This is a genomic window from Macrococcus capreoli (assembly GCF_025628935.1).
GTDB classification, from domain to species: domain Bacteria; phylum Bacillota; class Bacilli; order Staphylococcales; family Staphylococcaceae; genus Macrococcoides; species Macrococcoides capreoli.
In genome coordinates this window covers 88850-112392 of record NZ_JAOTIS010000002.1, presented here as the reverse complement: position 1 = coordinate 112392, position 23543 = coordinate 88850, and the positions used below count along the sequence as shown (strand labels likewise).

Genomic DNA, 23543 nt, shown 5'->3' with positions numbered 1-23543 from the left:
ACGTTATTATGACGAATAAAAGAACGATTAAAGCAGGAGATTTATTGTATATTACGAAATTAAGCGGAACGGTCGATGAAGCAATCGTAACCGCATTAGAAGATCAAACGGAAGATAATACGATAATACGATTTGCCCCGTCGATGGGCGGAGATTCTTTACTTGATACGAGTGATAAGGATGCATCTGCATGGCAATTCGCAGATGAATACGCAGAACAAGCGCAAAAAGAGTACGACGATGAAGCGCTAATGCCTTCGTATAGTGAAGTTGCAACATCGTTAGAAGACTTTACAGGAGTTGGTATTACGCCCGAATCGTTAGCATTCGAAAGTAATACGGATAAGACGTTAAAAACGATTACGCCTGCGAGTCTATCTTTTAACGAATATGCCCCGAAGAAAGATGCCGTTAATCATCCCGATCATTATACGACAGGCAAGACGGAAGTTATCGATATTTTAGAGGATTTAGCGTCACGTTACGATAATCCCGTAGATGCTTACTTAGTCGCTACTGCTGCGAAGTATTTATTCCGTAGTCCGTTTAAAGGGGCGCAAGAGCAAGATATTCGTAAAGCGGTATGGTACTTAACGAGACTTGCAGATAATATCGCAAAAAGAAACGAATTATAAACGAACAACGTTGTACTCATCAAACGCAATAAAACGGTTATTTGTTAGGTCGGTATTAAGCGTATAAATTATCGACTTAATATCGCTAGCATTACCGTGCATTCGGGCAACCTCTTCTTTCAACCGTGCAGACGTTATATAACTGCTTTTATCGATATAGAACGAATTACCGAATTTATCGATAATAAATTGGCGGGTTTGTCGATTGTACGCTAATCCGACTCGTCCGCCTTTTTTTAATCCGTGAGTTACGTAAAAGTCTTTAGATAGATAGAATCGGCGGTACGGATAATCAAACGTTATTTGCGGTATTTTATCCGCAGGTATTGCGAAAAAGCCCTCGGGCAGTGCGTTAGACATACGATATAACTCCTTTGAACGATTATTTAACGATATTATACGATATTCAAACGAAATTTACAACGAAAGTAGCGTGAATTAATGGTAGAAGTAACGAAAAAGCAACGATACACACCCGAATTAATTCGGGGTTTACTCGAAAATAGAGCGTTTTTAAACGATTTAGACGATATTCACACGACAACTGCAACGTTACCTATTATCGATTTCAAGATTGCCGTAGAAAGATGCGAATTTACTGCGAGTGAGCAGCGTATATTAGACACGGTTTATACTGACGATGTGAGAATATATAACGATTCAGTCGCTTATTGGGCTAAACATTCCGGCGTATCTACTCGATCTATTTACTTATTATGCGAACAGGTAATAGCGAAAGTAGACGCAGAAATGAATCGGGGGTTAGCGCATGTATAGTTTTAGTGACGATTATAAGACGGATTTTTCTGCGTATGTAGACGACCTCTTTCTGCGATTAAATACGCTAGGATACGGCATATACACGCAAGAAGAGCGCATAGAAGACGCTAAAAGATTAACGGACGCTTATATAACGCAGACAAATAAGCGCCCTGCTACGGGGCAGCTAGATCGATTATCTACGTTAATACTGAAAGAAGATAAAAAGAAACGCAAAGGTAAGGCGGTAGTAGTCGAAGAGTATCCGGCATTATCCGAAAGGCAGTTGGAAACACGAATGAGAAACGAAACTTCTTTTATTGGTTCTAGCACGTATGACTCGGCGGGGGTTAACCGAAATATGCCTACACGAATTAACCGAATAAAAAACGAATTAAAGACGAAGAAGATTAAATAACGTTTCAGTCAACGGTATTCAAACGTAGAAAGAGACGCAGAATAATGCGGGGGAGTCATGCGAATTAAGTTTCGCAAGTCTTCTCCGTTTTTTTTTCGATCTTTCTTCGGATTAGCAACGCTACTAAATTGCAGAAAGAGCGTATAATTATATCGGAGGGGGTTTCGCTGATTTAGTTTTAATGCTATGAATCGAATTTTTTCCTACGTTACTTATAAAACGAACCGAACGGGGTTTTGACGATTATGTAATGGCAACCTCATTCGATTTTTTTTCGCTAGCATTCTACGGAATAACTCCGGTGAATAATTGATCGGAGGGGGTCAACGTGATTATGCAAGGCGGCGTTAGTTCGATTTTTCGCATTAGGCTGCGGAGTATCCACGAATAAAGAAACGCAAAAAGAACGGAAGGGGGCGTTATGTAATGTGTTCGAAGTTTGATCGATTTTTTCGCTTTTTTACGCATCTTTCTTCGGTAAACATCGAGAAATGACGGATTAAGACGCATTTTAAACGAAAAAAAACGCCTCCCGACGAAAGGAGACGCTATAAACGAAAAATAAACGAATGGATACGGTCGATGTTGCTGCGCAGCATATTCGATTATCCAATATTTATAACGATGACGAGTCGTTATGTATGTAGTTTATCGCAGATTTAAACGAATGTCAAACGAATTATTTCTGCGATTACATGCGTATGCGCGCGTATGAATGCGATTATGTACGCGCACGTATAGCGGATTTTTTGATCGCAAGTTACGTTATAGCATTATGCGCCTCTTTATGCGATCTAAATTCGTCTGCCTACGTTACATGCGTATCATGCTGCGCGCCTTTAGTGGATTTTTAGTGCCTAATTACGTTATAAGGTCATTTTACGTTTATGCACGCCTGCGCATGAGTACGCCTGCACTTCGTGTGTCGCGATTGCAGCGCCTTCCAACGGATTTTTGGTGCCTAATTACGTTATAGGCGATCGCTTACGTGTCCGATCGTGTGCTCGACGCGCTGCGTGCTGCACCGTGGCCGCCGCCTCCAACGGATTTTTGGCCGCCGAATACGTTATAGGGGATAAGCCGCCTATTCCGCCGCTTGCAGTCGCTTGCAGCAACCGCCGCAGCAGCCGGAGCGTGTACATGCAGGTATATGCGGATTGCTTGCGTATGAATCTTATGCAGTTTTTATGTATATAAACGCCATAAAGGCGGTAAATTTATTTTTTGAATCGTCCACAATCGCAGCAGCTGCGCCGTTTTGCTCGTATTTGCTGCGGATAAAGCGCGTCTCTTTCTTCTATTAAGTGGCGGCAAAAAGTCGTAAATATTCGCGCTTGCAATATCGCAATGCGTTTGTTATGATGGTGACAGTTAAGAAAGGCGGTGACACAATGAACGCAATCGAGCAGGTAGAACACGAAATAAAAACGCTATTAAGCGGTGAAACATCTAGCAACGAAATAAGCCGAGAAAGTGGCGTTACATTATCAACTATTAGCCGACTACGAAGCGGTAAAGTTGCATTAGATAACGTATCATTTACGAATGTTAAGCGGCTTTATATCGCTAGTAATAATGTAAACGATACAGACAACGAAAAAAAGTTGTAAAAAAGCATTGCAATATTACAAACGATATGATACATTTATATCAGTTACAAGGCGGACGTCGCTTAACCGCCTATAAAATAGACTTGCGGCGTGGCGTATTAGTCCGGGTATGGTAGCGCATCTAAAAACGCTAATTGCTTAAATAAACGAAAAATAAACGAAAAGGACGGTATAACGAAATGAGAAAACGATTAGTATCTAAAGTAGCAGCGGTGTCAATGGCAACGGCTTTATTATTTGGCGGAGCAACAAACGAAAATCAAACGGAAGCAGCAACGGTTAAAAAGCCGCTAAGCACGTCGGAGCAAATCGGACGTGCAAAACAAGGCGTATGTGAAATTTATTTCGCTTGTGAATCGCTTAATACTTATGTAACGTATGCTAGCGGTAAACATACGCTACAACACTTAGACTATTACGACGCTTACGAGCCGAATAAGCGAAGCACGTTGAAGCCGGGTCGCTATTATCTATTAACGTATAGCAACGATACACCGATTAAAGCGGTCGAGTACGACGTAACGCCGAAACAAAAAAAGGCGCTTGACGCTAAGGTGAAACGTATTAAAGCGCAGCAGGCCACAGCAAAAAAGCGCGGTAAGCTGCACATGTATTACACGTATGGTGTTAAGTTTTAAACGAATTAAAAACGAATAAAGGACGGATAAACATGAAAAAATTCGCAGGTAGTCGCATTGAATTGCAACTTATTAAGTCGGAATATAATCGAGTATTAAAAGGAATGGACTATTGTTTTTTATACGAAGTATCACGCTTTGAGGATACTAAGCAGCTTATCAATTCGCTGCATAATCGTATAGCGTTAAGACGTGTTAACAAAGTAGTCGAATATAAGTAAACGAAAAATAAACGAAAAAGGACGGATAAAAATGACATTATTAAACGTATTTATAGCACCGGTAAGCAACGCATTAAAAGGACAATGGTACGACTTAACTTCGGAAGAGGGTCGCGACGCTGCGAAATTAGCCGAGTTAGCTATAACGGCGGAAGGCAAAGAAGCATTTATTTCGGATTATGAAGCGCCATTTAAAGTTGACCCTTATTCAAGCCTAGAAACATTAATTTCAATCGGTGAGGACGTGGAAGCGTTCGAAGACGACGAGGCGGCTGCATTCGCAGCATTTACGGAGTATAGCATGATTAACGACGTAATAGCAGCGATTGACACAATAAACGAGCAAAGAGTAATAAAGCTATCTAAACGCTATTATAGTGACGATTTTGATACGGCAGTCGGTGAGTGGTATGTAAACGATTATAAGCGTATGGATAACATTATCTTAGGTCAAAGCGTTACTACTTTTATCGATTGCGAGGCGGTCGGATTCGCTGCAAGATGTAACGGCTTTGTCGGTTTAGAAGGTTCAGACGAAGAGGCACATTATTTCACACTTGAAAGTAACTACGAGGAGTATGTTTATTAATCGTATATAATCGGCGGTATATCCGCCATTATGTACGGATAAACGAATTCAGTTTCTACGCATTATAAACTATAAACGAAAAGGACGGGTAAAGATGAAAAAAGAGTTAATAAAAGTGGATATAAACGACAACAAGACCGAGGTGATACGGATCAAAGACGCGGCGGACGGTTGTCCTCGTTATCTCGTACATTATGCAGCTTTAGGACTGACGAAATATCAATTTATGCATCAGTTAAGCAAGACGGGTTATAAACGCTATAAAGGTGAACACTTTACTGATTGCATTGTTATAAGTTGTAGATACATCGAAACGTATTTAAACGAAGTTTATAAACGAATTAAAGCGCTACAAACGCCATCAATCGTAACTATATCGGCAAACGGTTTATATGTCTATCACGGTAGAAACTCGAATCGTGCGAAGCAAATAGCGACGGCAACAAACGGTTATGTAAAGGAATTGCCGCCCGTTTTAACTGGCGATAGAATGGAGGCGGTATAAATGAATTATTACGAAATAGAAAAAGCGCTATATAACGTAACGTCTTACGGTGATTTTGAAGAGTTCGCGGAATCTACGTTTTTAGTCGATTATACAGAAACGGACTTCATGCACGACATAGAACGCGGCGCATATAGCGAAATAACACGCGGTACTTATAACGGCGCTACTGATACATTTACGCCGTGGACACTTTCAAACGAATCATTATTTGATACGATATTAAGCGAAATAAACGAATCAGATTTTTATAGCATGTTTTACGAAGACGAGGCCGTCGAACGCGTTAAGGCGTATACCAACGCGGATTGGGTAGAAGAGTATTGCACGTTTTACGACGTGTTTACAATCGGCAATCACGTTTATATACACAATTGATAAATATATACTATTAACGATATAATAATAATAATAGAAAACAACGGAGGCGGTATAATGAAACAAGTATACGATGTAATTATTGAGAGAATTAATAGCGGTCAATCAACCGAAGAGATTGCGGAGGGAGTAACGACTTTACACGTGGGACGCCGCGACGGATTGCGTTGGTTATTAAGTGAAGTAAAGACGCGAAACGATTTATATACGACGCTTAAAAACGAATTAAGCGACGACGCTAACGAAAAGCCGTACCACGTAAATAAAGATATTAGCTGCGCGATTGTCGATTTAATACGGGAAGACGTCGCAGCAAAACAACGTAAAGACTTCGATTAATTTCGAGGTCTTTTTTTTTCGTTTTACCTGCGAATAATTCACCACTTATTTTTTTCGAATTTAAAACGTAAAATATTATCGATCGTCCTCGCAAAATAAATCTCGTTTTCGACTTGATCCATACCCGTTTCTTTTGATTAATCGTTTAATGCGTCGCTTTTAAATCGTTTAAACGTAGAAAGATACGCAAAAAGAAATAAAACTCGCTTAAAATGCGAATGTCAGACGCTTATATCCTCATTTATCGGTGATTAAGCGTAAAAAGAGGCGCAGCATCTACTTATTTAATGCCGGGAATGCGTTCGAAAATGTACAGCGCGGCCATTCTAATTTTTCGCTATACGCTTTATTTGCGTATATAAGCCGTTTAAGCGCACAAAAGCGTTATATGATATAAACGTCTATTTGCGTATTAATATCGCTTATAACACTTTATATTCGCTTATATCGTGTGTTATACGTATATGTTATCGTACTAACAAGATATAACAACGTGATATATACGATAATAAGCGTTTAAAGCGTTATATAACGCAAGTAAGCGACATATGACATATAACCTTATCTATACTGTAATGCGCCTATATGGCCGCACATGTGGCGTATACGGTATATGTACGGTTGTTATATGCGTATATGTTAAGCGTTGATATATGTATAGCGTTGTTATACGTATGTCATTCGAATGTATAACGTTGATATAACGCTTGTTATACGTTGATATACGTACATAATACGTAGCTGCTGCGAATGTATAACGTAGATGTATTGCGTTGTGTGTAGCGAATGTGATGCTTATTCGTTGTGTGTAGCGAATGTATTGCGATGTTGCTGCGATTGAATAGCGATGTTACTGCGTAGTAATAGCGATTGAATAGCGATGCTTCTACGTGGTCGATGCATACGAGTGCAGCGCAATCAACCTCGATACCTTACGAATATACAACGATATACATAACGATAACAACGCTAGTTGACATAATGCTCCTTATCGGAAGTTAACGCAATCACTCGTAAACGTGATAACAACGCTGTATAACGCACTTAAACGCATGTAAACGATATAATGCATAAACACGTATTCAACGATATACAAGCGAATGCATAAACGAAGGCGCAGCGTATGCAATCCGAACGCATAAAAATGCATGCGACGGGGGGGAGTTTTTGCCCGGAAGATGTGCGCCTAGTATGCTTTAAAACGCGACAAAATTTTAAAACGGGACCATTCTACGTAATAAAATCGCAGCATAATCGCAGTATATCGCATAATATTCGCAGTATATCGCCTAATATTCGCAGCATAATCGCAGTAAACCGCCAAATATTCGCAGCATTCCGCCTAATATTCGCCATAAATTCGTAGAATAAACGCACATATCCGCTAAAACATCGACATATATTAACGAGATATTGTAACGCAATATTACGCCATTGATCGTAGCAAAATAGCGATATATAAGCTAATTATAACGCAAATAATATCCTATGTATTCCGATTTCGTATACCTCGTAGTAATCGAAATTTAAACGATTGAAAATGTAACAAAAACGTAATAAAAACGCACAATATCAACGATAATTGACCGCTATTGACGCAAATTGAACGGCAAAATAGTACGAAATTGAACGAAATAAAACGGAAACTGTGAATGGCGGCGCGGAGTCGACTCTCCTGCGTCAGAAAAATCGTAATAAAAACTTAATATTACTTCCATTTATTAGGAGTTATTTATACGAAATATGACGTTAGTGTTACGGATATATTACAATTTCATTAAATTACTTCACTTTTACTTCACTCGACTGCCTATATAATAGAGGCCTAAACGTATGCGTATATATACGTTGTTATTAACGCTTCTAAAACGCTTAGCGTATATATACGTTAAACAATCGCATTAAACGGTATAACGTTATAGATATTGCTAAAACGCTTTAAAGAGATACGCGCTTAAAGGCTTTGCCTTTAAGCAATCAAAATCTTTGATTTTGATTAAGCTACTTCGTTATAGCAATAACCGTAATATAGTATGCCGATAATAAAGAACGCTATAAAGCGCTTATATACGTACATATATGTATGCTTAAAAGCATAAACGTATATATGTATGCAAATATAAAAGATAAAGATACGCTGAATGACGACGGCTAACGAGCGGCCTAATGCTCGGATAAACGTCCTACAAGACGGTATAAAGGGGTGGCGAAAGTGAGTACAAACGAATTAAATAACGATGCATACCTTGCGTACGTAAACGATATTCTAACGAATCCTAAACGAAAGATTACCGGTATCAGTACGAAGAAGTACGACATCGACGACGATATTACAACGATAATGATTACAGTAGCGCCATGTGATGACGATGAGTAGTTACGATACATTGTCGGAAAAACAGAAAGAGGTTGCGGAGTTAATGGTAGAAAACGCCATTGAACGCCGTACCGATAAAGACATTAAAAAGCTAACGCAGGCACAACTCGGCGAGGCGGTAGATGTTACCGATAGAACGATTAGAACGTGGCAGAAAGACCCTGCGTTCTTAGCGTACTTAGAGCATTTATCTCGTATAAAGCTACAGGCGGCAATGCCCGACTTTATTGCGGCATTGATTTCGAATTTAGAGCGCGGCCAAAACTTATCTACGAAACAACTCGACTTAATGGCGACTATTGCTGATTGGAAACCCGATCCTAAGAGCGCAGCAAGTACGATTAACGTACAACTCGGCGCATCATCGTTGGAAGAACGTATTGCTAAATTGGAAGAGCGTAAGAAGACGATTTATGACGCTTCTCCCGTAATCGAACATAAGGCGGCCGCACATGAAGCCGACTAATATGGCGCTAGGCGACAACGGATTCTTATTGCCGAGAGAAGATCGCCTACGCATGCAGGAACTGTTAGAAGCCGAGTTAGACTTGTTATATGCAATCGTTAAATCGGGCGAAGCTAATTCGCTAGACTTAGAACGATTCGTAACCGTAGATGAGCAAGTGCAGCAATTAGAACGTATTAATGCGTGTGAATTTGATGTTGCCCGTTTTGCAATCGAATATTTTAGCGATGACGCTAATCCCGAGAACGACGAGAACTTGATTCCGAAAGGCGTTAATTACGCTAATATGTCGAAGTTCCATAAGGAGTTTAGCGCAATGCTATCGAATATTGCGTTAGGCAAAGCCGATAGCAACATCGCGTGGGCTTGTCCTCGTTCGCATGCAAAGACGGCGTACGGATCGAATATATTCCCCGTACATCAAGGCGTGTATAAACACCGTACTTTTATCGTTGTTATATCGGAGACGGTAACGGTGGCAGGCGCATTCATTCAATGGGGCAACCGCCAATTTAAGTTTAACCGTAAATTAATCGATGATTTCGGTACATTGTTATTCGAACGTCCCGCATTAAACGAGTTAGACAACAAAGAAGAGTATGTAACGCAGAACGGTGTCAAAGTAATGGCGCGTGGTGCGGGCGGACAGATGCGTGGTATGCGTTACGGTAACACACGTCCGCAGCTAATGATATTTGACGACTTAGAAGGCGAAGAAGACGTTAATACGAAAGAGCAGCGCGCTAAGATGCGAAATTGGTTTAACGAAGAAGCGCTTCCTGCGATGGATAAAGTTAAGGGTATGGCGTTATACGTCGGTACAATCCTTTGTTACGATTCACTGCTCGACATCGTTATCCGTAAGGACAGACGATTTAAGAGTAAACGGTATAAGGCCGTTGAGTCCTTCGCTAGTAATACCGAATTGTGGGAAGAGTGGCGGCGCATATATCTAGCAGACGACGAACAGGCGCAAGAGAATGCAAGAGCGTTCTATGAAGCGAATGAAGAGGCGATGCTAGAGGGCACTAAACTGCTTTGGGGCGAGTATTGGACGTATTATGACTTTATGATTCGCTTGACGAACATGGGCGTTAAATCGTTCACGCAAGAGTATCAGAACGAGCCGACCGACGAAGAGCGTCAGATATTTAAGTTAGACCGTTTCTTCTTCTTCGACGAAAACGAAGTATTCGATCATGAACGTTACGAGTTCTATTGTGGTATTGACTTCGCAATGGGAAAGGAAAAGGGCGATTATAGTGCTATCGTTACTATTGCTAAAAGTAAAGCGACTGATGTGTGCTACGTTATTGACGTTTTCAATAAGCGCGTACACCCGCGCGAATTTCTCGAAGTCATTATCGACAAAGTACGACGATTCCAATATACGAATATCGCCGTCGAGACGCAAATGGCGCAAGAGTTCTTCGCTGACACGTTAAGTGAGCGATTAAACGAGTTAGGTTATCCTGCACACAGTCGATTAGTTTCGGTTAAGCAACGTACTCGCAAAGAGTTGCGTATTGAGGCGATGTCGCCCGATACAGAAAACGGCAGGATACGCTTTATGCGTTCACATACGGGATTACTCGAGCAATACGAAAAGTATCCGATGGTCGACTTTGACGATATGGTCGATGCGACGGAGATGGCTTATAGTATTGCAACGAAAATAAACAACGGTAGTATCGAAGGTTTCGGTAACTACTACGATAAAGTAGGCGGCACAACAACAGAACGCCGCCAAGATAGATTATCTGCGTTTAACAGACGCTTTAGAAGGAGGTAGTGCTACGTGGTAGTACCTGATTATAATATCCTAACGCCCGACACGATTGACCGCCTTTTAGAGCGTCCTATTGAAACGGCATTAGGTAAAAAAGAAATACAACGCATAAATAATATTCAAGCGAATTACGATTACTACAACGGTAAACAAGCCGTCGATGAATTCGGTAAATACATATACTCAACAGATAACGATTCGTGGGACGGTAAAGACTATAAGCCTACGAAATATTGGACGAACTACTTTAAGGCGTTTATTAAGCGTAAATCCCGTTGGCAGATGGCCGGACAACACGGCATAAACGTTCTTGCTAAAAGTGAAGACGAAAAAGACATCGAGTTCGCGAAGAACGTTGAAGCAGTTCTGTATCGTTTATGGAAAGATAACGATATGGACTCCGTTAAGATGCAGCTAGCGCGTGAAAGACTGATTGCCGGTAGTATTGCTTGCAAATTATCGTTTAATCCGCGTACAGGACGTATGCATTGGATATGGCATAAAGCAACCGAAGTATTCCCGTTATACAGTAAAGACGGCTTTAACGAGTTAATCGGCTGCGACATCATTATCGCACAAGAAGACGATGACGATCCGGATAAAGTTCAATACGTACGTCAATCATTCCGATTAGAAGACGAGACAGGTGAATGTTGGTTCGACGAAGTGTTATTCCGAGAAGATTTAAGCGTTAAAAGAACGATTACGCCTAAGACATATTTAGGATTCGACTTTATACCCGTCGTAACATTCGATATTAAGACGTTAGCGACTGAATCGTCTCACTTCGAAGACATCGAAGACATGAAAGTAATTACACGAATTATAAACGATATGATGGAGGACGCAAACGACTCGCTTAAGTTCGAAATGTTTGCAATGACCGTATTTAAGAACTCCGACTTGTCGCAGGACACAGATATTCCTATTGCGCCGGGAGCGATATTGAAGATTAATTCGGGTAATACATCGCATCCTGCTGACGTTGAGACGATAGAGAATTCGTTCCAATGGAAAGAAACGTTTAAAGACCAATATAACCGACTTAAATCGGCATTACACGAATTGAACGGTATTCCGCAGATTACACCTACCGAGTTAAACTTCGGGGGTATGAACGATAGAGCGCTTCAAGTACTTTACCAAGAGATTATTCAAGAAACGCAAGAGCAGTGGTTAATGTGGGATCGCGATTTCGGCGAACTATTCTTAAAGTCGTTGCTATATCTTCAACATCGTACTTCTAACGCTAAGTTTAGATACGATATTGAGACGATAAAAAAGGTTGATGAGGATTTAGAAACCGAAATGAACTTCGTGTTACCTTTACCGGACGATAGAGCCGATTTAGTCGATTTAATTATTAAAGAGATTGACGGCGGACTAGAATCTCATAAACACGGTATGCAACGTTTAGGCGTTAAAGCACCCGAAGACAAGATCGAAGAGATATACGCCGAACGTAAACGTGCTATGCAAGAAGCCGATCCTTATGGCGAAGTTAACGGGGCAGCTAATCCGAATGAAGATGCGTTTAAAGATGTAAACGTATTAGAGCCGGTAGAAAACGAAGTTTAAACGATTTTGACCGAACGTTAAGTCGTAAAAAGAAACGGACTTAATACTCGACGGAGTTTAAACGGGAGGATACGAATGGAAGAAACATTACGCTTAAACCTACAATTCTTTTCTGACGAGGCTGACGGTGAGCCTACCGAAACTGACGACGTTGTTGATAACGAAGAAAACGACGTAGATGAATCGGCGAATGAACCGGATAAAAAAGAAGGAAAAGTTTATACGCAAGAAGAAATCGACCAAATTATCAAAGACCGCTTGGCTCGCGATCGTAAAAAGCGCGACGAAGAAGAGGAGCAAAAGCGTTTAGAAGAGCAAGGCGAGTATAAAGAGTTACTCGATAAAGCTAACGCAACTATTGCGGAACTTCAAGCGGAAAAGGCGCGTGCAGAACGTGAGAAGTCGATTAACGATAAGTTACTTGCGAAAGGTTTATCAAGCGAAGAGGTTACAAAGTATTCGAAATATGTCGATAAGTTAGCGGAGACAGACGAAGAGTTAGAAACTGCCGTTGAATCGGTATATAGCGATTTCGTCGCAGCTAAACAAGCGGCATATAAAGACCCGAGCGCAGGTTTCGGGGAATCGAAAGGATCGGAGCAAAAAGGCGATGACGATTTCGGTAGAGAACTATTTAAACGTTTAGGGCGTTAATTAAACGACTTTTAAACGAAAACAAACAAAGAGGGAGAAATGACGAATGGCTTACACGCTAAAACAAAACAGAGTTGACTTCCGTGGCGGAAAGAATATCTTAGCTTCGGAACACGTAAAGTACGTACATGGTGGCGCTACATTAGACGCTACAAAGTTTCCAAAAGGATTAATCGAGGTAGGGACGTTAATTGCTCGTAATACTACGACAGGTAAGTATGAACCGTTTACTACTGCGAGTGGATTCGATAACTTCTATATCTTAAACGAAGACCACGATCATGACGGAGTATCTGACGCTATTACAGGCGCAGTTATTATCGAAGGTTCGGTATACCTTAAAAAGTTACCAACGGCAGACCAAGCGAAAGTTGAAACGTTTAAACCGTTAAATCAGAACATTCACTTCGTTTCACATATCGCTAATAAGTAATTAAACGGAAAATAAACGAAAATATAAACAAAGGGGATTAACAAATTATGGCAGGCATTACGCATTTAAAAGAATTTCAAAAACCCGCATTAAAAGGCTTTATTGACGAATCAATGAAAGCGCCATTCGACGAGTTATCATTCGTTGAATCGTATATCGGAGACGAGACGACTTACAACACTACATTCGCTTACGACATCATCAAGCGTTCTCAACACATCGCAGCAATGATTGGATTAGGCGCAGAAAAGCCGGTTGTTGACCGTCACGCTACTGCTAGCGTTATGGGCGAATTAGCACACTTCGGTTTAAAAGACGTTGTAACTATCGAGGAGTTATACGCAATCGCACAAGCACGTTCAAACGGTGAAAAGTCGGCAATGATCGAAAAGTTATTAAATAAATCGGCTGACTTAGTGTTCGCATTACGCTTACGTATCCGTATCGAAAAACTTAAAGCATTAGCGTTAGGTTACAACGAGTATGATAAAAACGGAGTAAAAGTTAAATTAGACTACGGTATCCCTGCGGAACAAAAGATTGCATTAACTAGCGGTGCAGATTGGGCGGTTAAAGATCGCGATGTAATCGGGGACTTATTAGGATGGGTTGAAGTATACCGCAAAGCAAACGGTAAAAAGCCGGAAGCAATGCTTTTAACGCGTAAAGTATTAAATCAGTTAACCGATAATAAAACGATTATCGCAGAAGCACGTCCTATGACACCGGGCGCTACTCGCGTATCGTTAGCAGAAGTTAACGAAGTATTAGGACGCTACGGATTACCAACGCTTGTACTAGTCGAAGAGACTTCAATCGAAGTTAAAGATATTTATTCGGGAGAAAACGAAGTAATCGAAGTATTCCCGGAAAACCGTGTTATCTTCGCTTCTAAAGGCGCAGGTAAGTTCTTAACAGGCCCGAATCCGGACGCAGATAACTTTGCACCGGTTGCTACATTAGAAGCGTATGACGAGCGTACTCCAAAACGTTCTATCATCGAAGTAGCACAAAGTGGATTCGCGATCTTAGAGAACCCTACGTTAGTATTACACGCTGACGTTATCGCACCAACAGTCTAATAACGGGAGGTTATAACGCATGGCAAAAGTAAAAGTAGAAGTACTTAACGCAGTCGTAGGCGACGCTATTAAAGGTCAAGTTATCGAGGTTTCGGAAGCAGAAGCGCGTTATCTCGTTAATCTTGGCTACGTAAAAGAAGTCGAAGAGGCGAAGAAAGAGGCGCCTAAGAAAGCGCCTGCACGTAAAGTAGCGCCTAAAAAAGACGAAGATAAATAAATCGTAGGAGGTCGTTAGTGTGAACTTAGCGAATCTTTCAGAGGATTTAAACGTAGAAGAATCGATAGTAAAAAGAGCCGCTATAACTAACGGCTTCTCTATCGATTCAGACTACGACGAAAAGCAAGAGAATCTTATTCGTATGTATGTCGACTATCTTTTAGCGCTAGAGGATGCTAAGAAAGCACGTATTGCGTTTAAATACGCAGACGGCGAAGAGTCCGTAGATAAATCGAGATTATTCGATCAATACAGACGTTTTGCAAACGATTTATACGGCGCTTGGGAAGACGTTAAAAAAGCGTACGATAAAGAGTTATCGGGTCAACACAGTTTCTTTATGTTGCGTAATAGGGCGGGATTCTTAGATGAACGAACTAGCGAATAACGTAGAAGAAACGAATCAAAAGGTGCAAGAAGATATTCTAGCCGAATTAGCAGCGTTAAGTGTCGTATTAATAGATGTTCTTAACGCTAACGCTAAGTCCGAGTCAATTACGGCAGTTAATGCTAACGGTACAGAACGTACACTAAAACGTACAACAGTTAATACGACAAAGCTACGATTCATTATGTCGGAGATAGACCGATTAGAACGCGAGTATCAGTCGGTATTATACGACGGCTTAACCGCTGCAATGAAAGAAGTAGCGGCATTAACCGCTGAATCGATTGTAAACGAACTAGAAGACGCTTCTAAGCCGTTTATTGCAAACGTCGAAAAAGAGTTATCTAAGACGGTAATCATCGGAGATAAGACGCTTGAACAACGTACAAAGATTGCTGCTTCGGATATTAACACGGAGATTCGCAAGTTAGTGCGTCAAGGCGTTTTAGGCGGCGATGATGTTAATACAATTATCTCAAACGTACGAAATACGTTTAAAGATACGGATTGGACTACGAGACGGATCATTGAATCGGAGATATACAATACGTATCGTTATCAGTTCGGTAAAACGACTGCTAATAACGGTTACGATTGGATACGTATTCATGAATCGTTCCCACGACATCCAAGACGTAAGATGCATAAATGCTACGAACTAGCGAATAAGGACAAGTACGGTAAAGGTGCAGGCGTTTATAAATCGACTGACGCAATAATCTACTTCCCTCATCCGCAATGTACATCGTGGTTAGAAGTCGTGGAGGTGAGCGATTAATGCTATCGCAAGAGGATTTACAGTTTATGTTCGATACTCGACGTGAGGTTATCGCAAATAGACGTAGAGAAATCGAAATAGAGTATCGTAGTTCTGTAGGGGTAAAAAACAAAGCAACAGGCGTTATCGAATATCCAACGCTTAAGAAGAAAGTATTATCGGTAGTTACAGATAGAACGTCAAGGGTTGCTGCTGAAAGACGATTACGTGAACAAGCCGAAGTAGTAGAAGGCGATATATGGTTTAGTATTTCGGTCGAGGAGTTAGGCGGTATCGACGCTAAACGTATTGTATACGCCTATCATAACGGCGATAAGTACTCGGTTCTATCGGAAGACCCGAAAGGTATCGGCATATACAATCGACATGAATTCGTTGGGAAGCGAACGACATGAAAATATCGATTAAGATGCGCGGTGACTTTAACCGCTTAAGAAAAGATATAAGTAAGTCGAAAGTAACTTCGGTATTGCAGGAAGTAGACCAAGAACTCGGTAAGCTAACGTATGACACAGTTAAAGCGCAAGCAGAACGTGCTCCCGTTGATACGGGTTGGTTACGTGAGAACATTCAAGGAAGCGCTAGTCATGCAGGATCGTTACATTGGCAGATTTTATCGAATATAGACGCAGTACCGTACTATTGGCGACAAAACTTCGAGCATAAGACTAAACGCTATTTCATTACTATACCGGTCAATCAAGCGGAGATGCAGATTGTGCCGCGATTACAAAGGGTGGTTGACAGCGCATGGTAGAACGCATTACGTACAAGCACTTCATTATCGGACTACGAGTATACCTCGAAGAACTGACGGGTGTAACGTGTGTATGGCGTTATCCATCATACATCCCTCCCGAAGATGAAGCGTTTATCGGTATTGAATTAGTTAATTCGGGCTTTACGGAGCAGACGAAATTAAACGATTTAGTTGCCGAAAACATCTATTTAAACATCGCTAATTATGCTAAAGACGTTGTGTCACACGCAGATACGCAAGGAATTATCAACGAAGTATTGCTATACCATACGATTCCGTTAATGAACGAGAAGGGCGAAATTCTCGGTCAATTTAGTGTATCTCGAATAAATAGCGATTTAACCGTTCCATTCGGAACCTTAGCAGAAGACGAAACAAATAACGTGCGTTCGTATACTGACTTCGTTGTCGAACTAGCGCACGTAAAAATAAACGAAAATTAAACGAAAAAAGGGGATTAAATAATGGCAGTTTCTAAAGGTACTAAAACGGTATTATTCTTCCAAGCTATGGACGATACTACTACTGACGGAAATAAATTGCGTTTAGCCTTTCAAACGGATCACGAATTATCTCGTGAACGTGAATCAATCGAAGAGGCTACGAAAGACGGTACGATTAAGGATACGGGTTCAGAAAACGCGTCTTTAGATATTACATCGTATGTAGTACGTAATGACGCTACGCATCAGTTATTAAAAGATTCGTATATTAACGATAAAATGCTTCAATGTTGGGAAGTTGACATTACGGAAGCTAACTCGTCGGGTAAATACCCTGCAACGTATATGCAAGGTAAGTTAACGAACTATAACACTTCAAGCGGTACTGACGGATATACAGAATTATCTACTACATTCGCAGTAAACTTATCTCCGCGTGATGGAGAAGTTACGTTAACTCCGGAACAATTCACGGCAGTTCAATACGCATTCCATGACTTCGGTAAGTTAGCGTCAACAGGAGCGTAAGCATCAACGATTAGACTAGCGAGGTAGTATGATCTACTTCGCTTTCTTTTCGATTTATTTAACGAATTATAAACGATAACGGAGGATAACACATGAATATCACGATTAAAGACGAAACATACGAATTAAACTTAGGAATCGGTTTCGCGCTAAGTTTAGATTCTAAGTACAAGTTTAAGCAGCAAATTACGCAAGACTTAGACGCAGAATTCGGTTTAGGGGTTCAAATTTTATTCGGTCAATTAACGGCAGTAAGCGTGCAAGCAATCGTTGATTACTTTAAAGCGGGCTTAGTTGACGTTCAAACGAAGAAGTACTCGGAGAAAGATTTAAATAAAGCGATTCAAGATAAAGCCGTAGAATTAGGCGGATTCCAACCGTTAGCAGAAGCGTGTATTGAGGCGCTGCAAAATGTGGGTTTGTACAATCACATCTTCGTTCAAGTGAATCAAACGATTTCGAACGAAGAGTAAACGAAAATACTCGGGAAGCTGCGGTAGAGAACCGTGAGGCTAACCGATTTACATACGCTGAATTATATAGCGATTGTTACAGATATTTAGGCATTAGCGATCCTATGACTATTCGCAGAATGACTCTATCGGAGTATAAAGCGCTTCGTCACGGGGCGACAATGCGATACATAGACGACTTAGAAATGATGTACACGCAAGCATATTGTACGGCGCTATCGGGAGCGTTCGACGAAAAAGGTAAACCGATTATTAAATCGTTTAAAGACTTATTTGACCGTAAGAAAGTCGAGCAGACGTTATTAGACGGTACTGACATCGGCAAGAAACGAGTTAATCCTGAAGATGTTGAGGCGTTTAGAAAGTCGAAGGAATTCGCAGAAAGTGTGCTTAACGGAATTACTATAGGAGAGGAGGACGTTTAATGACGGCTAAATATACGATAACCGCTGACTTGCAGGCGAATGCAACTGCGTTTGTTGCAGGATTCGCAGCAGCCGAGGCCGCGATGGATAAGTTCCAACGTTCCGTAAACAACAGTATGGCGTCGGTTAATAACGCTACTAAAGGTATGGACGCGGCAATGAACGGTATGTCGAATAGCGTTAATAAGGTTAACGATTCTGCCGATAAAGCGTCGACACATCTGCACGATTTAGGCGATAAAGCAGACGATACAGGGCGTAGAGTAAACTCAACAGGCGCAGCCTTAAGCGGTGCTAAGTCGGGCTTTGACTCGCTAGGATATTCTGCGGATGGCGTAGGAACTAAGATGCATAACGCGTCAGATGGTGCGGATAAAGCTACAAACTCGATAAACAGAACGGGTCAATCGTTGAATAATGCAGCATCTAATACGCGAGCCTTTAACGGTTCTGTAGAGCAAGTCGTTACTAGCGCAAATACATTATCAAGCGGCATGGATCATGTATCAAACGCAAGTAAGGATTCTGCGACGCATTTAAATAACGCTTCTACGTCGGCAAGAAATGCCGGGTCGGCTATGGAGTCTACTGCTAGCGGTACTAATAGCGCTGCAACCGGATTCACAAATACGTCTAAAGCGGCGTCACTTGCAGCCCGAGACTTAGACCGTTTTAACCGTATAGGTCGCGGTGTATCGATGACTGCGATGGGAATTGGCGCAGCAATGGCGGCAGGAATCGGCGGTTCATTGTATGTATTTACGCAATATGAATCGGCATTAGCCGGAGTAGCGAAGACTACCGATGCAAGCGCAAGAGAATTACGAAAGTTCGATTTAGCATTCCGTGAAATGTCACGTAGTATGCCGGCCGGTTATAAAGAGATTGCGAACGTTGCCGAAGCAGCAGCGCAGTTAGGCGTTAAGAATCAAGACATTACGAAATTTACCGATACGATGATACGTATGGGAACGTCTACTAACTTAGCGTCAGAAGACGCAGCAAACGCCTTAGCCCGTATGATGAATATTATGGGTACTGCGGGTAGTGACGTAGATAGATTCGGTTCTACTATCGTTAAGATGGGTAACGTATCGGCCGCTACCGAGCAAGACATCGTTAACATGGGTATGCGTATTGCCGGTATGGGTAAAGCGTTAGATATGTCCGAAGCTGACGTTGTAGCGTTAGCAACTTCGTTATCTGACTTAGGTGTACGTGCGGAGATGGGTGGATCGGCTATCTCGACTATCATGTCGAAAACTGCGTCTGCTATCGCCGAAGGTACGGATCAAGGTCAGAAGTGGGCAGAAGTTATGGGCATGAGCATAGAAAAAGTGCAAAAGCTATTTAAGGAAGACGCTTACGGCGGTTTAATCAAGATGGTCGAAGGACTCGAAAAGGTAAAAGCATCGGGCGGAAACTTAGATAAGACATTGCGTGATTTAGGCATTAACGAGATTAGACAATTAGACGTTATGAAACGTTTAGTAGGCGCATCTGACGAGTTATCAAGCGCACAAAGAACGGCCAATCAAGAGTGGGAAACGAATACTGCCTTATTAAACGAATCGTCTAAACGATACGAAACGTTTGGTTCGCAAGTGAAGATGGTTTGGAACGGTATTCAGAATATCGCTGCAAATATCGGTGGAGCATTCGCAAAAGCTGATGGCGGTTCAATGGCGTGGATAAAGAATATTATTGACGATTTAGAAAAATTGACGAATAAGTTTTTCGACGCTGAAGGCAAAATAACGAAATTCGGTCAGTCCTTCGTTGATGCGGCGACAGGCATTGCAACTGTAACCGGAGTACTTGCAGCCGCAGGTGCAGCGTTCATGATGTTCGGTGCAGGAGGCGCAGTAGTAGTCGGCGTCGCAGGCGGTTTAGCGATTATAGGACTTGCGGTCAAAAAGCTAGCTGACGATTTAGGTATCGGTAAATCCGAGATAGATAAAGCATTGTCGGGATTAGACAACGCAACAGAAGGCAAAGCCGAGAAGTTTATCGCTATGAAGGATAAAATCGGTAATGCAATGACGGACATCCGTATACGTTCTGCCGAAGAAGCACGAATGACGAAAGCGGAGATACTTAAGGAAGTAGACGCATTAACTAACGAAGTAATAAGCGCAATTAATGCGAAAGAGGATCAGATTCTTGCGATTAATAAACGTTTAGTACAGTCGGCGACAGGCGCAGAAAAAGAAGCGTTAAAGGCGTCAGTATCCGAAATTAAAGCACACTTCGAAGAGCAGCGTAACTTAGCTGCTAATGCGCAGGCAACGATTACTAAAGTATTATCTAGCGCATATGACGAACGTAGACAGTTATCTTCGCAAGAGTACGGTACTATTTCGAATATGTTCGCAGGATTAGATAAACTCTATTCTACGCATGTATCGAAAAACATCGACGAGATGGGACGTTTAAGTGACGCATTTAAATCATTTGACGAGAATACCTCGCTTAAGACGGTTCAAAGTAACTTAACGAGTTATGCGAAAGAAACGGCACAAGCGATGGGCGAATTAACGAAAGGCTTCGAAAAGCAGTCCAATATTATTAAAGCGTCTTCTTTAAACGATAAAGAAAAAGCGCTACACCTTTCTTCATTACGCCGTGAATACGATCAGAATGCGACTGCATTACTCGGTAACTTAGACATTTACGAACAAGAAGCGCAGAAGTTACAAAAGAGCGCTAGTGCTACGAAAGATTTAACGGACAAACAGAAAGAGCAACTAGACGTACTTAAAACGTCTAAGAACGAAGCAGGTGCGTATAATGCAACGTTAGATAAGTATGGTGCACAAACCGAAGGCTTAATGGTTAGTCAGAAGTCGTTATCACAAGCGGCTAAAGACGCTGCTAATGCGATGAAAGATTCGAAGAACACCGCAGAAGGAGTATCTAGCGCATACCTTGCCGCAGCAGACAAAGTTACAACGTTAAATGAAGCGTTTGACATCGTTAAGACAGGTAGTAAGGCGGCTGCACAAGCGATGGGAGAAGGCTTCGTATCTTCTATCGAAAATGGCGTTAAAATGGTCGATTTAGGTAGCGCAGGTAAGATGAAGGTTGACGAATTCATTAAAGGCGTACAGTCCGGTAAAATATCGGTCGAGCAAGCGGCTATTGCACAAGTAAACGCTATGCGCGCAAGACTAGGCGAAGGCTCGTTATCCGCAGAAGGCGAGAAGCAAGTTAACTCGTTTATTCAAGGATTCCGTGCTAAAGGCGCAAACTTAACGAGTATTGCCGGTGAATTAGGCTTATCGCTTAAATCGGGAATGAAAGTCGATTTAGGTGACGCAGGGCAAGTAACCGTTCAATCGTTTGTTTCCGGACTAAAATCGGGGCAATACGGTGCAGTCGAATTAATGACGTTCTTCCAAACGCAATTAAAGTCGGCCTCATTAACCGATTTAACGTCAGAAGGTTCTAGTACGATGCAGACGATGAAAGCCGGTTTAGAATCGGGCTTACTTAGCGCAGACCAAGTTATGGCCGCGTTAAAGACTCGTATTAAAGCGAATGCACAAACGGACTTAATGAGCGAAGGTAAAGTAACGCTAGATACGTTAGTTGCCGGATTAGAAAGCGGTAAGTATTCGGTTGATACGTTTATGATGGGCGTTAAGCAGTTACTTAAAGAAAGCGCTAAAGGCGATTTAACTGCGGAAGGCACTTCGACTATGCAATCGTTTGGTATAGGATTAGACATCGGTAAAGCCGATCCAATGGCTAAAGCGCAACAATCTAAAGCCGAAATTGAGCAGTTATTATTCGGTACAAATGCAATGCCGGGCGGACAGAACGCTATGACGTCGTTTGGTAGCGGTATTACTGCATTAGAAGGCGTTCCTGCGGGAGCAGCCGTACAAGCTAAGACATCGGTCGAGCAAGCATTAGCCGGCACTACAGACGGCTTAGGCGGACAGAAAGCTATGACCGATTTAACAACGGGATTAGCAACGAATATGATGAATCCGCTAGCACAGGCGGCATTAATATCGAATACTGTTGAAACCGAATTAGGGAATACGACGGACGGTAATGGTGGTAATAAAGCCGGTAATAGCTTCTTAGCGGGATTAACTTCGTTCTTTGCTCCGGCAACTGCGCATGCAGCCGAAATGAAAGCCGGAGTTGAGAACAACCTCGGAAGCACAACGGATGGAGGCGGAGGCGCTAAAGCCGGTGCAAAGATGGCCGGAGATTTAGCGGCTAAAGTACCGAATACTAACTCGGCAGCAAACAGTCATAAGTCTACTACGGAAAAAACGTTAGGATCAACGACTGACGGCGGAGGCGGTACTAAGGCCGGAGTTAAGTTCTCTAGCGATTTAAATAGTAAGACAGGCGCAAGTAGAAGCGCAGCAAGTTCGAATAAGAATGCGGTTGAAACTACGTTAGGATCGTCTACAGACGGTAGAGGCGGTCACAAAGCCGGTAGTATGTACGTAAGCGGAGTACAAGGACAGACCGGTAATGCTCGTAGTGCCGGTAGCAGCGTATCTAGCGCAGGTAGAAGTGGGTTGTCTTCGAACAGTAATACGTACGGACTCGGGCAAGACTTCGGTAGCGGTTTCGTAAACGGTATTAGATCGTTTATAGGCGCTGCTATAGAAGCAGCAGCATCGCTTGCAAGAGCGGCCTTAAACGCAGTTAAATCGGCACAGCGTTCTAACTCACCGGCCAAAGAAACGATAGCACTCGGCGGAGACTTCGGTGACGGATTCGCCTTAGCAATTACGGATAAAGCTAGTGACGCTGCTAATGCGGCTAAAACGATGGTTAACTCGGCAATATCCGCAGCTAATCGTGCAAATACGGGATTATCTCCGTTAGATTTATCGTCCGATGCATTAGGCGGAGAGTCTAAACGCAGTCTTGCTACAACGTTATCAACCGTTAATAAAGTTGAAATGTCGAGTAAGCAGCCTGCGTATATAAACGTAGGAATTGGCGGACAAGAATTTAGAACGTTTAGCGAAAATATTCACGATGCTAATACGAAAAGATTAAATCTTCGAAGTAGATTCGAGGCATAG

At 41.9% G+C, this 23543-nt stretch carries 28 protein-coding genes; 27 read left to right on the top strand and 1 reads right to left on the bottom strand.

What is annotated here, in order from left to right:
- Window positions 1-8 precede the first annotated feature (8 nt).
- Window positions 9-635 (top strand): DUF3310 domain-containing protein, encoded by a 627-nt coding sequence (locus OCL94_RS02195; protein WP_262994107.1) that lies wholly within the window; start codon window positions 9-11, stop codon window positions 633-635.
- On the opposite strand, the gene OCL94_RS02190 is transcribed toward OCL94_RS02195, so the two are convergent.
- Complete coding sequence (locus OCL94_RS02190) at window positions 630-995, bottom strand: hypothetical protein (protein ID WP_262994105.1); 366 nt, start codon at window positions 993-995, stop codon at window positions 630-632. The genes OCL94_RS02195 and OCL94_RS02190 overlap by 6 nt on opposite strands.
- Before the next feature lie 81 nt (window positions 996-1076).
- Between OCL94_RS02190 and OCL94_RS02185 the strand changes: the two genes are divergently transcribed.
- From OCL94_RS02185 to OCL94_RS02060, 26 genes are all read left to right on the top strand, one after another.
- Entirely contained in the window at window positions 1077-1412 is a 336-nt protein-coding gene (locus tag OCL94_RS02185) for a hypothetical protein (RefSeq protein WP_262994103.1), read from the top strand.
- Entirely contained in the window at window positions 1405-1812 is a 408-nt protein-coding gene (locus OCL94_RS02180) for a hypothetical protein (RefSeq protein ID WP_262994101.1), read from the top strand. The genes OCL94_RS02185 and OCL94_RS02180 overlap by 8 nt, the downstream gene beginning before the upstream one ends.
- 1391 nt (window positions 1813-3203) lie before the next feature.
- Entirely contained in the window at window positions 3204-3422 is a 219-nt protein-coding gene (locus OCL94_RS02175) for a DNA-binding protein (RefSeq protein ID WP_262994099.1), read from the top strand.
- Between the two features lie 179 nt (window positions 3423-3601).
- Complete coding sequence (locus OCL94_RS02170) at window positions 3602-4060, top strand: hypothetical protein (RefSeq protein ID WP_262994097.1); 459 nt, start codon at window positions 3602-3604, stop codon at window positions 4058-4060.
- Window positions 4061-4092: 32 nt separating this feature from the next.
- On the top strand, window positions 4093-4281 hold the full coding sequence (locus tag OCL94_RS02165) for a hypothetical protein (protein WP_262994095.1): 189 nt from the start codon (window positions 4093-4095) through the stop codon (window positions 4279-4281).
- Window positions 4282-4312: 31 nt separating this feature from the next.
- Window positions 4313-4870, top strand: a complete 558-nt coding sequence (locus tag OCL94_RS02160; RefSeq protein ID WP_262994094.1) for an antirestriction protein ArdA — start codon at window positions 4313-4315, stop codon at window positions 4868-4870.
- 94 nt (window positions 4871-4964) lie between these two features.
- Window positions 4965-5375 (top strand): hypothetical protein, encoded by a 411-nt coding sequence (locus OCL94_RS02155; protein ID WP_262994092.1) that lies wholly within the window; start codon window positions 4965-4967, stop codon window positions 5373-5375.
- Window positions 5376-5753 (top strand): hypothetical protein, encoded by a 378-nt coding sequence (locus tag OCL94_RS02150; RefSeq protein WP_262994090.1) that lies wholly within the window; start codon window positions 5376-5378, stop codon window positions 5751-5753.
- A 57-nt stretch (window positions 5754-5810) separates the two neighbouring features.
- The gene (locus OCL94_RS02145) at window positions 5811-6092 is read left to right on the top strand and encodes a hypothetical protein (protein WP_262994088.1); all 282 of its coding nucleotides are present in this window, start codon (window positions 5811-5813) and stop codon (window positions 6090-6092) included.
- A gap of 2212 nt (window positions 6093-8304) precedes the next feature.
- On the top strand, window positions 8305-8469 hold the full coding sequence (locus tag OCL94_RS02140; RefSeq protein ID WP_262994086.1) for a hypothetical protein: 165 nt from the start codon (window positions 8305-8307) through the stop codon (window positions 8467-8469).
- Entirely contained in the window at window positions 8456-8935 is a 480-nt protein-coding gene (locus tag OCL94_RS02135) for a phBC6A51 family helix-turn-helix protein (protein WP_262994084.1), read from the top strand. The genes OCL94_RS02140 and OCL94_RS02135 overlap by 14 nt, the downstream gene beginning before the upstream one ends.
- Window positions 8922-10727, top strand: a complete 1806-nt coding sequence (terL, locus tag OCL94_RS02130; protein ID WP_262994082.1) for a phage terminase large subunit — start codon at window positions 8922-8924, stop codon at window positions 10725-10727. Before OCL94_RS02135 ends, terL begins: the two co-directional genes overlap by 14 nt.
- Window positions 10728-10733: 6 nt before the next feature.
- Complete coding sequence (locus OCL94_RS02125; protein WP_262994080.1) at window positions 10734-12302, top strand: phage portal protein; 1569 nt, start codon at window positions 10734-10736, stop codon at window positions 12300-12302.
- 75 nt (window positions 12303-12377) lie between these two features.
- Complete coding sequence (locus OCL94_RS02120) at window positions 12378-12956, top strand: capsid assembly scaffolding protein Gp46 family protein (RefSeq protein WP_262994078.1); 579 nt, start codon at window positions 12378-12380, stop codon at window positions 12954-12956.
- Between the two features lie 46 nt (window positions 12957-13002).
- Window positions 13003-13389: a hypothetical protein gene (locus OCL94_RS02115; RefSeq protein ID WP_262994076.1), complete on the top strand. Its 387-nt coding sequence runs from the start codon at window positions 13003-13005 to the stop codon at window positions 13387-13389.
- 47 nt (window positions 13390-13436) lie between these two features.
- Window positions 13437-14471 (top strand): major capsid protein, encoded by a 1035-nt coding sequence (locus OCL94_RS02110; protein ID WP_262994074.1) that lies wholly within the window; start codon window positions 13437-13439, stop codon window positions 14469-14471.
- Window positions 14472-14490: 19 nt separating this feature from the next.
- The gene (locus OCL94_RS02105) at window positions 14491-14688 is read left to right on the top strand and encodes a DUF7302 family protein (protein WP_262994072.1); all 198 of its coding nucleotides are present in this window, start codon (window positions 14491-14493) and stop codon (window positions 14686-14688) included.
- Between the two features lie 19 nt (window positions 14689-14707).
- Window positions 14708-15076 carry a hypothetical protein gene (locus OCL94_RS02100; protein WP_262994070.1) on the top strand — a complete coding sequence of 123 codons (369 nt, stop codon included), beginning with the start codon at window positions 14708-14710 and terminating at the stop codon, window positions 15074-15076.
- Window positions 15057-15854: a hypothetical protein gene (locus OCL94_RS02095; RefSeq protein WP_262994068.1), complete on the top strand. Its 798-nt coding sequence runs from the start codon at window positions 15057-15059 to the stop codon at window positions 15852-15854. Before OCL94_RS02100 ends, OCL94_RS02095 begins: the two co-directional genes overlap by 20 nt.
- Complete coding sequence (locus OCL94_RS02090; protein WP_262994066.1) at window positions 15854-16249, top strand: hypothetical protein; 396 nt, start codon at window positions 15854-15856, stop codon at window positions 16247-16249. The genes OCL94_RS02095 and OCL94_RS02090 overlap by 1 nt, the downstream gene beginning before the upstream one ends.
- Window positions 16246-16611: a hypothetical protein gene (locus OCL94_RS02085; protein WP_262994065.1), complete on the top strand. Its 366-nt coding sequence runs from the start codon at window positions 16246-16248 to the stop codon at window positions 16609-16611. Before OCL94_RS02090 ends, OCL94_RS02085 begins: the two co-directional genes overlap by 4 nt.
- Window positions 16605-17057: a hypothetical protein gene (locus tag OCL94_RS02080; protein ID WP_262994063.1), complete on the top strand. Its 453-nt coding sequence runs from the start codon at window positions 16605-16607 to the stop codon at window positions 17055-17057. Before OCL94_RS02085 ends, OCL94_RS02080 begins: the two co-directional genes overlap by 7 nt.
- Before the next feature lie 21 nt (window positions 17058-17078).
- Complete coding sequence (locus tag OCL94_RS02075) at window positions 17079-17585, top strand: phage major tail protein, TP901-1 family (RefSeq protein WP_262994061.1); 507 nt, start codon at window positions 17079-17081, stop codon at window positions 17583-17585.
- A 92-nt stretch (window positions 17586-17677) separates the two neighbouring features.
- On the top strand, window positions 17678-18058 hold the full coding sequence (locus OCL94_RS02070; RefSeq protein WP_262994059.1) for a tail assembly chaperone: 381 nt from the start codon (window positions 17678-17680) through the stop codon (window positions 18056-18058).
- A gap of 161 nt (window positions 18059-18219) precedes the next feature.
- Complete coding sequence (locus OCL94_RS02065) at window positions 18220-18483, top strand: hypothetical protein (RefSeq protein WP_262994057.1); 264 nt, start codon at window positions 18220-18222, stop codon at window positions 18481-18483.
- Complete coding sequence (locus OCL94_RS02060; RefSeq protein WP_262994055.1) at window positions 18483-23543, top strand: phage tail tape measure protein; 5061 nt, start codon at window positions 18483-18485, stop codon at window positions 23541-23543. Before OCL94_RS02065 ends, OCL94_RS02060 begins: the two co-directional genes overlap by 1 nt.

What these genes read in the sequence shown, in the direction of transcription:
- OCL94_RS02195 (WP_262994107.1), top strand. Translation starts at nt 9, where the DNA reads ATGACGAATAAAAGAACGATTAAAGCAGGAGATTTATTGTATATTACG.
- OCL94_RS02190 (WP_262994105.1), bottom strand. Translation starts at nt 995, where the DNA reads ATGTCTAACGCACTGCCCGAGGGCTTTTTCGCAATACCTGCGGATAAA.
- OCL94_RS02185 (WP_262994103.1), top strand. Translation starts at nt 1,077, where the DNA reads ATGGTAGAAGTAACGAAAAAGCAACGATACACACCCGAATTAATTCGG.
- OCL94_RS02180 (WP_262994101.1), top strand. Translation starts at nt 1,405, where the DNA reads ATGTATAGTTTTAGTGACGATTATAAGACGGATTTTTCTGCGTATGTA.
- OCL94_RS02175 (WP_262994099.1), top strand. Translation starts at nt 3,204, where the DNA reads ATGAACGCAATCGAGCAGGTAGAACACGAAATAAAAACGCTATTAAGC.
- OCL94_RS02170 (WP_262994097.1), top strand. Translation starts at nt 3,602, where the DNA reads ATGAGAAAACGATTAGTATCTAAAGTAGCAGCGGTGTCAATGGCAACG.
- OCL94_RS02165 (WP_262994095.1), top strand. Translation starts at nt 4,093, where the DNA reads ATGAAAAAATTCGCAGGTAGTCGCATTGAATTGCAACTTATTAAGTCG.
- OCL94_RS02160 (WP_262994094.1), top strand. Translation starts at nt 4,313, where the DNA reads ATGACATTATTAAACGTATTTATAGCACCGGTAAGCAACGCATTAAAA.
- OCL94_RS02155 (WP_262994092.1), top strand. Translation starts at nt 4,965, where the DNA reads ATGAAAAAAGAGTTAATAAAAGTGGATATAAACGACAACAAGACCGAG.
- OCL94_RS02150 (WP_262994090.1), top strand. Translation starts at nt 5,376, where the DNA reads ATGAATTATTACGAAATAGAAAAAGCGCTATATAACGTAACGTCTTAC.
- OCL94_RS02145 (WP_262994088.1), top strand. Translation starts at nt 5,811, where the DNA reads ATGAAACAAGTATACGATGTAATTATTGAGAGAATTAATAGCGGTCAA.
- OCL94_RS02135 (WP_262994084.1), top strand. Translation starts at nt 8,456, where the DNA reads ATGACGATGAGTAGTTACGATACATTGTCGGAAAAACAGAAAGAGGTT.
- terL (WP_262994082.1), top strand. Translation starts at nt 8,922, where the DNA reads ATGAAGCCGACTAATATGGCGCTAGGCGACAACGGATTCTTATTGCCG.
- OCL94_RS02120 (WP_262994078.1), top strand. Translation starts at nt 12,378, where the DNA reads ATGGAAGAAACATTACGCTTAAACCTACAATTCTTTTCTGACGAGGCT.
- OCL94_RS02115 (WP_262994076.1), top strand. Translation starts at nt 13,003, where the DNA reads ATGGCTTACACGCTAAAACAAAACAGAGTTGACTTCCGTGGCGGAAAG.
- OCL94_RS02110 (WP_262994074.1), top strand. Translation starts at nt 13,437, where the DNA reads ATGGCAGGCATTACGCATTTAAAAGAATTTCAAAAACCCGCATTAAAA.
- OCL94_RS02105 (WP_262994072.1), top strand. Translation starts at nt 14,491, where the DNA reads ATGGCAAAAGTAAAAGTAGAAGTACTTAACGCAGTCGTAGGCGACGCT.
- OCL94_RS02095 (WP_262994068.1), top strand. Translation starts at nt 15,057, where the DNA reads ATGAACGAACTAGCGAATAACGTAGAAGAAACGAATCAAAAGGTGCAA.
- OCL94_RS02090 (WP_262994066.1), top strand. Translation starts at nt 15,854, where the DNA reads ATGCTATCGCAAGAGGATTTACAGTTTATGTTCGATACTCGACGTGAG.
- OCL94_RS02085 (WP_262994065.1), top strand. Translation starts at nt 16,246, where the DNA reads ATGAAAATATCGATTAAGATGCGCGGTGACTTTAACCGCTTAAGAAAA.
- OCL94_RS02080 (WP_262994063.1), top strand. Translation starts at nt 16,605, where the DNA reads ATGGTAGAACGCATTACGTACAAGCACTTCATTATCGGACTACGAGTA.
- OCL94_RS02075 (WP_262994061.1), top strand. Translation starts at nt 17,079, where the DNA reads ATGGCAGTTTCTAAAGGTACTAAAACGGTATTATTCTTCCAAGCTATG.
- OCL94_RS02070 (WP_262994059.1), top strand. Translation starts at nt 17,678, where the DNA reads ATGAATATCACGATTAAAGACGAAACATACGAATTAAACTTAGGAATC.
- OCL94_RS02065 (WP_262994057.1), top strand. Translation starts at nt 18,220, where the DNA reads ATGCGATACATAGACGACTTAGAAATGATGTACACGCAAGCATATTGT.
- OCL94_RS02060 (WP_262994055.1), top strand. Translation starts at nt 18,483, where the DNA reads ATGACGGCTAAATATACGATAACCGCTGACTTGCAGGCGAATGCAACT.